Raw genomic sequence first — 7,682 nt, 5'->3', positions numbered from 1 at the left:
ACAAAAGCCTCCCGCCCGCAACACTGGCGCATCCGTCAGAACAAGCCCATCTGGCCCCCCACCAGGGTCGAGAAATCGTCATCCACAAACGGCAGAATCGCGTCCGCCACCGGTTGCAGCTGTTTGGTCACGTAATGGTCGTAATCGATCGGCGCGCTGCGGGTTTCCAGCGGCTCGGGGCCGGCGACAGTGATCACGTAGCTGATCCACCCGCCGTTCTGGTATTGCCGCGCACGGCCCTGGCGCTGGTTGAACTCGTCAGCCAGCCGCGCGGCGCGCACGTGCGGCGGTACGTTGCGTTCGTAGTCTTCCAGAGGTCGGCGCAAGCGCTTGCGGTAGACCAGCCGATCATCGAACGCTCCGGCCAGGGTCTGGTGCACATAATCGCGCACATAATCCTGGTAAGGCTTGCGGTGGAAGATCCGCCCATACAGCTCCTGCTGGAACTGCCGGGCCAGCGGCGACCAGTCGGTGCGCACGGTTTCCAGGCCCTTGTAGACGATCTCGTCGCTGCCGTCGGCGCGGGTGACCAGCCCGGCATAGCGCTTCTTGCTGCCCTCTTCCGCGCCACGAATGGTGGGCATCAGAAAACGTTTGAAATGGGTTTCGAACTGCAACTCCAGTGCGCTCTCCAGCCCGAACTCATCACGCACGTGTTCGCACCACCACTTATTGACGTATGCCACCAGCTCCTGGCCGATGGACGCCGCCTCTTCCTGGCCGTGGGCCCGGCGCAGCCAGACGAACGTGGAGTCGGTATCACCGTAAATCACCACATGCCCCCGGGCTTCGACCAACTGCCGGGTGCGCTGCATGATCTGGTGACCGCGCAGGGTGATGGAGGACGCCAGCCGCGGATCGAAGAAACGACAGCCACTGGAACCGAGTACGCCATAGAAGGCGTTCATGATGATTTTCAATGCCTGGGACAGCGGTGCATTGTGTTCCCGCTTGGCGGTTTCCCGGCCTTCGGCTACCCGCGCCACAATGGCCGGCAGGCAATGCCGCGTGCGGGAGAAACGTGCCCCGCGAAAACCTGGCACCGACTGGCTTTCGTCCGGGTGGCGCAGGCCTTCGATCAGGCCTACCGGGTCGATCAGGAAGGTGCGGATGATCGACGGATACAGGCTCTTGTAGTCCAGCACCAGCACCGACTCGTAGAGCCCCGGCTGGGAATCCATGACAAAACCACCCGGGCTGGCCTCGGGCGGGCGCTGGCCAAGGTTCGGCGCGACGAAACCCTGGCGGTGCATCAGTGGCATGTACAAGTGTGTGAAGGCCGCCACCGAACCACCGCTGCGGTCCGCCGGCAGACCGGTGACACTGGCCCGCTCCAGCAGGAACTTGAGCAGCTCGGTCTTGGCGAAGATCCGCGTCACCAGCTCACAGTCCTTGAGGTTGTAACGGGCCAGGGCCGGTTTGTCCTCGGCAAACATGCGATTGATCTCGTCCATGCGCTGGTATGGGTTGTCGATGGACTTACCCTCTCCCAACAACGTCTGGGCGACATTCTCCAGGCTGAACGAAGGGAAACTCCAGGTCGCCGAACGCAGCGACTCAATGCCGTCGATGATCAGCCGGCCTGCCGCCGAGGCGAAAAAGTGATTGTTGCGCGCGCCATGTTCGCGCCACTGCATCTCCTCCCCGCCTCGCCCCAGGCGTAGCGGCACGGCCAGGCGCCGGGCGTGCTCATGCAGCACGCGCAAATCGAACTGCACCAGGTTCCAGCCAATGATCGCGTCAGGGTCGAAACGGGCGAACCAATCGTTGAGTTTCTTCAGCAGCAAAGTGCGCGATTCACAATATTCGAGCTGGAAATCCACGGCAGTATCGTCGCCATTGGGCGGGCCGAGCATATACACCTGACGCTCGCCGCAGCCTTCAAGGGCAATGGAGTACAAATCGCCCTGGGCGGTGGTTTCGATGTCCAGGGACACCAGACGCAAAGGCGGACGATACTCGGGCGCCGGTTTCATCTGGGCGTCCAGCAGCAGGCCCTCAGCGGCCTTTGTGCCACCGAACCAGACCGGCGCGGTGATGAAACGCTCCATCAGGTAGCGTTCCGGTGGACGGATGTCAGCTTCGAACACCTCCACGCCGGCACGGCGCAAGGTGGTGTCCAGGCGCATCAGTTGGGCATGTTGCCGGCAATACAGGCCCAGCACCGGTCGATGCTCGAAATCCAGCAGGTCCAGGGGTCGCAATTCAACGTCCTTCTCCCCTTGCAGCAAGGCTTCGACCTGACCGCGCTGAATCTGTGGCACGAATGCCACCGACGGCTGCACCGGCAAGCGCACGCGCCGGGGGCCGGTGTCGGTCGCCAGCCAGAATTCGACTTCGGTGCCGGCCGGGGTATCGCGCCAATGCCGGGTCAGGACGAAGCCCTGCTGTAGATCCACCGCTGCAACCTCGATTTTTTGCGTAAGCGACGATTCTACCTGTGGTGAGGGGATTTATCTGTGGGAGCAAGGCTTGCCCCCACAGTGGCGATAAATCCCTCGCCCCAACAGTGCATGGCCTCACTTCGGTGGTGAACTCACCGACAATGACGTTTTTGGACGACTGACTGCCGCTTTACCGCTTGCTCTGCGCCGTTGGGTCTACGATTCTTAAACCACCTGCAAAAACAACACCTGAGGCTTCCCCATGAAAACCGTCGCGCAGTTGCTCCGGATCAAAGACGAGAAAAACCAGCAAGTGCACACCATTTCACCGGACGACATGGTGCTGCAGGCCCTGATGCGCATGGCCGAGAAAAACGTCGGTGCCCTGCTGGTGGTGAAGAACGGCGAAGTACTGGGGATCATCAGTGAGCGCGACTACGCGCGCAAAATGGTCTTGCATGGCCGCTCCTCAGTAGGCACCAAAGTGAGCGACATCATGGTGTCACCCGTGATTACGATAGACCCCCACCAGAATGTCGAAACCTGCCTGAGCATCATGACCGAAAAACATTTGCGGCATTTGCCGGTGGTCGAAGACGGCAAACTCGTCGGTCTGCTGTCCATTGGTGACCTGGTCAAGGAAGCGATTGCCGAGCAGGCGGACCTGATCCGACAACTGGAGCAATACATTCGCGGCGAATGACCCGTTCGGGCGGGTTGCTCAATCCCAACCTCCTTCTATATTGAAGGAGTTGTCCTGCCGAGCATCCCGATGGCCGATACCGACCGACTGATCATTTGCGAACATTGTGATGCGGTGTACGAGCCGATGGTGCTCGCTGCGCATCAGAAAGCCTCGTGCGTGCGGTGTGGCGCGGTGATTCAGCGCTACAACGGCCTGACCATTGAACAGCGCCTGGCCTTGAGTGTGACGGCAGCGGTGTTGTGGGCTTTCGCCAACATCTATCCAGTGATGAGCATCCGTCTCCAGGGGCTGAGCAACAGCGCGACGCTGTGGGATTCCATCGTGGCCCTGAGCCAGGGCCCCATCACCTTCATCGCCCTGGTGGCCGCGGTGGCGATCATCATTGCCCCGGTCTTTCAGTTGGTATTGCTGATCTGGGTGCTGGCCTACGCCTACGCCAATCAACGGGCGCCGGGGTTCAGTCTGTGCATGCGCAGCCTGGAAGCACTGCGGCCGTGGAGCATGCTGGAGGTGTGCCTGTTGGGTGCGCTGGTGGCGGTGATCAAACTCGCCGGGCTGCTGGACGTGCTGCCGGGCATCGGCCTGTTTGCCCTGGCCGCCCTGAGCCTGCTGATGATCCGCATCGCCGGACGCGATGTGCGCGATTTGTGGGACAACCTATGAACCGCGAACCGTTGCCTCCCCCGCCCTTGGCCCGCGACCTGAACCTGTGCCTGTGCCACAGCTGTGGCCTGGCCTGTGACATGAGCGACGAGCCCGAGACCTGCCCCCGCTGCGACGCCCCGTTGCACCGGCGCAAACCCGACACCCTCACCCGTACCTGGGCCTACATGCTGGCGGCATTGGTGTTCTACATTCCGGCCAACCTGCTGCCGGTGATGAATACCCAGATGCTCGGGGATGGCGCCGACAGCACCATCATCAGTGGCGTCATCGAATTCTGGCAGGGCGGCGCCTGGGACATCGCCCTGATCATTTTCATCGCCAGCATCGCGGTACCAGGCATCAAGTTCGTGGTACTGACCTTGCTGTTGGTCACCGTGCAGCGGCGCAGCACCTGGGCCCAGGTCCAGCGGGCGAAACTGTATCGGCTGGTGGAAGTCATCGGCTACTGGTCGATGCTCGACGTGCTGGTGGTGGCGCTGGTCGCGGCGCTGGTGAAATTCCAGGCACTGAGCGATATCGAACCGCGACCGGGCATCCTGTTTTTCGGCCTCGTGGTGCTGTTCACCATGCTGTCGGCCATGAGCTTCGACCCGCGCCTGATCTGGGACACCCAACCATCCGAGGAGGCCATGGATGAAGTCGCAAGCCACTGACGGGCAGCAACCGGCACCAGGTCGCGCCCATGTCACCAGCCGCCGCTGGACGGTGTCGCTGGTATGGATAGTGCCGATCATCGCGGTGCTGGTAGGGTTGTCCCTGGTGGTCAACAACTGGCTGCAGGAAGGTCCGACCATCACCATCACCTTCAAGACCGGCCAGGGCCTGACCGCCAACAAGACACCGGTCAAATATCGCAACGTGGTCATCGGCCAGGTCACCGACGTGCAATTGAGCGACGACCAGAAGAACGTCACCGCCACGGTCAAGCTGGCCAAGACGGCGGAGACCTTCACGCACGAGGACTCGGTGTTCTGGGTCGTACGCCCGCGTATCGGAGCCGGCGGAATTTCCGGGATCGATACCCTGCTGTCAGGGGATTTCATCGGGGCCGACGCCGGTCAATCGAAGGTTCGTGCCAAGTCCTTTACCGGCCTGGAAGCCCCGCCACCGATCACCTACGGTGAACCGGGCAAGCGCTTCACCCTGCATTCCCAGGACCTCGGTTCACTGGACATCGGCTCGCCGGTGTACCTGCGCAAGATTCCGGTGGGCCAAGTGGTGTCCTATGCGCTGGATGCCGATGGCAAAGGGGTCAACATCGACGTATTCGTCAATGCCCCCAACGATGTCTACGTCACCGAAAACACCCGGTTCTGGAACGTCAGCGGCGTGGACGTGAACGTCGGTGCCAACGGCTTTGCGGTCAAGACCGAGTCACTCTCGGCGCTGCTGGTGGGCGGCATCGCATTTCGGGCACCGGAATACAGCCCCAACGACAGCCCCGCTAGCGAGGACAAGACGTTCGAGCTGTTTGCCGACCAGCAGAGCGCCCTGGCCCCGCCGGATGGCAAGGCGCAATACCTGGCTTTACGCTTCGATCAGGCATTGCGCGGATTGCGGGTCGGAGCGCCGGTCGAATTCCTGGGCATCGAAGTGGGCAGGGTCGTAGCTATCAATCTGGATTTCGACGAGAAGCTGCGCAGCTTCCCGGTCAATGTCGGCGTGGTGTTCTACCCTCAGCGCCTGGGCAAGGCCCATGAAAAACTGCTCAAGGCGCTCAATCACAACCCGGATGACGAAGCTGCCGGCGCTCGCCTGATCGGCAGTTTCGTCGAACGCGGCCTGCGTGCCCAGGCCCGTAGCGGCAACCTGCTGACCGGGCAGTTGTACATCTCGCTGGACTTCTACCCCAAGGCCGAAAAAGTCACTTTCGACGCCAACGCCCGCCCGGTCCGTATACCGACCATCCCGGGCAGTCTCCAGCAACTGCAGGAACAACTGCAGGCGATGGTCGAGCGAATCAACAAGCTGCCCCTGGAAAGCGTTGCCAACAACCTGAACGGCAACCTGGTTGAATTGCGCAAAGGTCTGGCCCAGTTCAACAGCAAGACCCTGCCAAGCGTGCAAAACACGTTGCAGGACGTGAGCAAGACCCTGCAATCGGCCAACTCGACCCTGGCCGAAGATTCGCCGCAACGCGAACAACTGACGCAGACCCTGGACGATCTTGGGCGCATGTCGCGTTCGTTGCGCGAGCTGTCCGACTACCTGAGCCGCCATCCCGAATCACTGCTTCGCGGCCGTCCCAAGGATGCACCGGCGCAGAACCTCACATTGCCGGCGAACGAATGACCACAGGAGCACGCCCCATGCCGCTGATGCTGAAACTCCCCCTGGTTGCCTTGGTGCTGCTGCTTGCTGCCTGCCGCGGCGATCCGATCCAGTACCACACCCTAAGCCCGGCTCAACCTGCCGGCCAGCCACGCACGAACATGGACATCCAGCTCGAGCAGGTGAGCGTTCCGCCTCAGGTGGACCGCGCGCAAATGGTCATCCGCCAAGGCAACAGCGGGCTGGCGATCCTGGAAACGCAATGGTGGGGCGCCAGTCTGGCCGATGAACTGCGCAGCAGCCTGGACGAACAACTGAGCAACCCAGGCGCAGCGAAGTTATTGCTGCGGGTGGATGTGCAGCGCTTCGATTCGATCCCCGGCCAATATGCCCGCATGGACGTGCAGTGGCGCCTGCGCGACCTGGGCAACGAAGCCCATACCCTGACCTGCCGTAACAGCCTGCAAACGCCGGCGGGGAGCAGCATCGATGAGCTGGTGACGGCCCATCAGCAAAATGTGCGGCAGTTTGTCGGCCTCGTCGAGCAAGCCGCCACCAAAATGAGATGCCCCTGACCCGAAGGCTCGGGCCGCGTTTGGACGATCTTTCTGTTTTGATCTTTCGTTTGCTACTCGGAAAAACCGCAGCCTCGCTGCGCTCGACAGCGCCTACAAGGGCCAGTGCAGCGACAGCACCGGCGCAATGCGCGGATGGCGGTCGATGCGCTCCAGTAGCTCGTAGAACGGCGGTCGGGCATTCAGCATGGCCTCCCGCGTGTCTTCCCACTTCGTGACCACGGCGGCCAGGATATCCAGCGCTCCCGGCTCGGCACCGCTGAGAAAAGGACGAGCCGCAAACTGGTCGGCAAACAGCGCCCAGTTGCGATGTAGCCGCTGTCGGGTGCCCGACACCAATTGCTGCCGGGTCGCTTCATCCGCGTCGACCAGCCAGCGCTCTGGAAAATCGATGATGCCGATGGGCGTGTAGCAATTGGCGACGATATAGACCAGGCCCCGTATGGCTTGAGCACGTTGGTTCGGATCGTCCGGCAGCAACTTCGATTCAGGAAACACCAACCCTAGGTGGATCAAAATCGCCGCGGCTTCGGTCAGCACCGAACCGTCCGGCAATTGCAAGGTCGGGACCTGCTTCTGAGGGTTCAATGCCTGTAGCTCTTTCGACGCCTCGTTGTCTTCGGTCGAATAGGCATCGACACGGCGATAAGGCACGCCACACAGGCACAGGGCGATCTCCACAGCCGAAGAGCCGGATTGCCTGTAGCCGAATAACTGATACATGAACTTGCCTCCTGCACTTGGGGGGGGTAGCCGGTAGAACCCGCGGGCCCGCCAGTGTTCCACCCTGCAGACGACACGCACTCTCCATGGAAGCGAGCCTGCTCGCGATGTCGGCGGATCAGTCAACATCAATATTGCTTGCCAACCGCTCGGCGAGGTATCACCGCCGTCGATATTCACCATCAGGCCAATGAAGTTCTCTTGATTGTCGCTCCGGACAACAATGGCTCCACACCAACCCACTGCATCCCCGGAGCACACCATCATGAAACGCCAAATCATCCTCAGCCTCGCTTTCTCGGTACTGGCAGCCAACGCATTCGCCGCCTCCTCCCACCCGGTCGTTGCCGAAGGTGG

General features: G+C 61.6%; 7 protein-coding genes. 5 read left to right on the top strand and 2 right to left on the bottom strand.

Annotated features, from left to right (window positions below):
- Positions 1 to 35: 35 nt before the first annotated feature.
- Positions 36 to 2,399, bottom strand: coding sequence for a DNA polymerase II (locus tag GSM73_RS25040; RefSeq protein WP_160894138.1), 2,364 nt, complete (start codon positions 2,397 to 2,399; stop codon positions 36 to 38).
- A gap of 247 nt (positions 2,400 to 2,646) precedes the next feature.
- On the opposite strand from GSM73_RS25040, the gene GSM73_RS25035 reads away from it, so the two are divergent.
- The 5 genes from GSM73_RS25035 to GSM73_RS25015 all read left to right on the top strand — a co-directional run bounded on the left by GSM73_RS25035 (position 2,647) and on the right by GSM73_RS25015 (position 6,602).
- On the top strand, positions 2,647 to 3,087 hold the full coding sequence (locus tag GSM73_RS25035) for a CBS domain-containing protein (RefSeq protein WP_047227760.1): 441 nt from the start codon (positions 2,647 to 2,649) through the stop codon (positions 3,085 to 3,087).
- 69 nt (positions 3,088 to 3,156) lie between these two features.
- Positions 3,157 to 3,753 (top strand): paraquat-inducible protein A, encoded by a 597-nt coding sequence (locus GSM73_RS25030; protein ID WP_047227759.1) that lies wholly within the window; start codon positions 3,157 to 3,159, stop codon positions 3,751 to 3,753.
- On the top strand, positions 3,750 to 4,409 hold the full coding sequence (locus GSM73_RS25025; RefSeq protein ID WP_047227758.1) for a paraquat-inducible protein A: 660 nt from the start codon (positions 3,750 to 3,752) through the stop codon (positions 4,407 to 4,409). The genes GSM73_RS25030 and GSM73_RS25025 overlap by 4 nt, the downstream gene beginning before the upstream one ends.
- Positions 4,390 to 6,048 (top strand): intermembrane transport protein PqiB, encoded by a 1,659-nt coding sequence (locus tag GSM73_RS25020; protein ID WP_107322626.1) that lies wholly within the window; start codon positions 4,390 to 4,392, stop codon positions 6,046 to 6,048. Before GSM73_RS25025 ends, GSM73_RS25020 begins: the two co-directional genes overlap by 20 nt.
- Positions 6,049 to 6,065: 17 nt before the next feature.
- The gene (locus GSM73_RS25015; RefSeq protein ID WP_160894136.1) at positions 6,066 to 6,602 is read left to right on the top strand and encodes a membrane integrity-associated transporter subunit PqiC; all 537 of its coding nucleotides are present in this window, start codon (positions 6,066 to 6,068) and stop codon (positions 6,600 to 6,602) included.
- A gap of 93 nt (positions 6,603 to 6,695) precedes the next feature.
- On the opposite strand, the gene GSM73_RS25010 is transcribed toward GSM73_RS25015, so the two are convergent.
- The gene (locus GSM73_RS25010) at positions 6,696 to 7,325 is read right to left on the bottom strand and encodes a glutathione S-transferase family protein (protein WP_160894134.1); all 630 of its coding nucleotides are present in this window, start codon (positions 7,323 to 7,325) and stop codon (positions 6,696 to 6,698) included.
- Positions 7,326 to 7,682 lie beyond the last annotated feature (357 nt).

It is taken from the genome of Pseudomonas sp. PICF6, from assembly GCF_009831705.1.
Classification (GTDB): domain Bacteria; phylum Pseudomonadota; class Gammaproteobacteria; order Pseudomonadales; family Pseudomonadaceae; genus Aquipseudomonas; species Aquipseudomonas rhizophila.
Note: the sequence above shows the minus strand (reverse complement) of the source record. Positions and strands in the feature narration are given on the sequence as shown.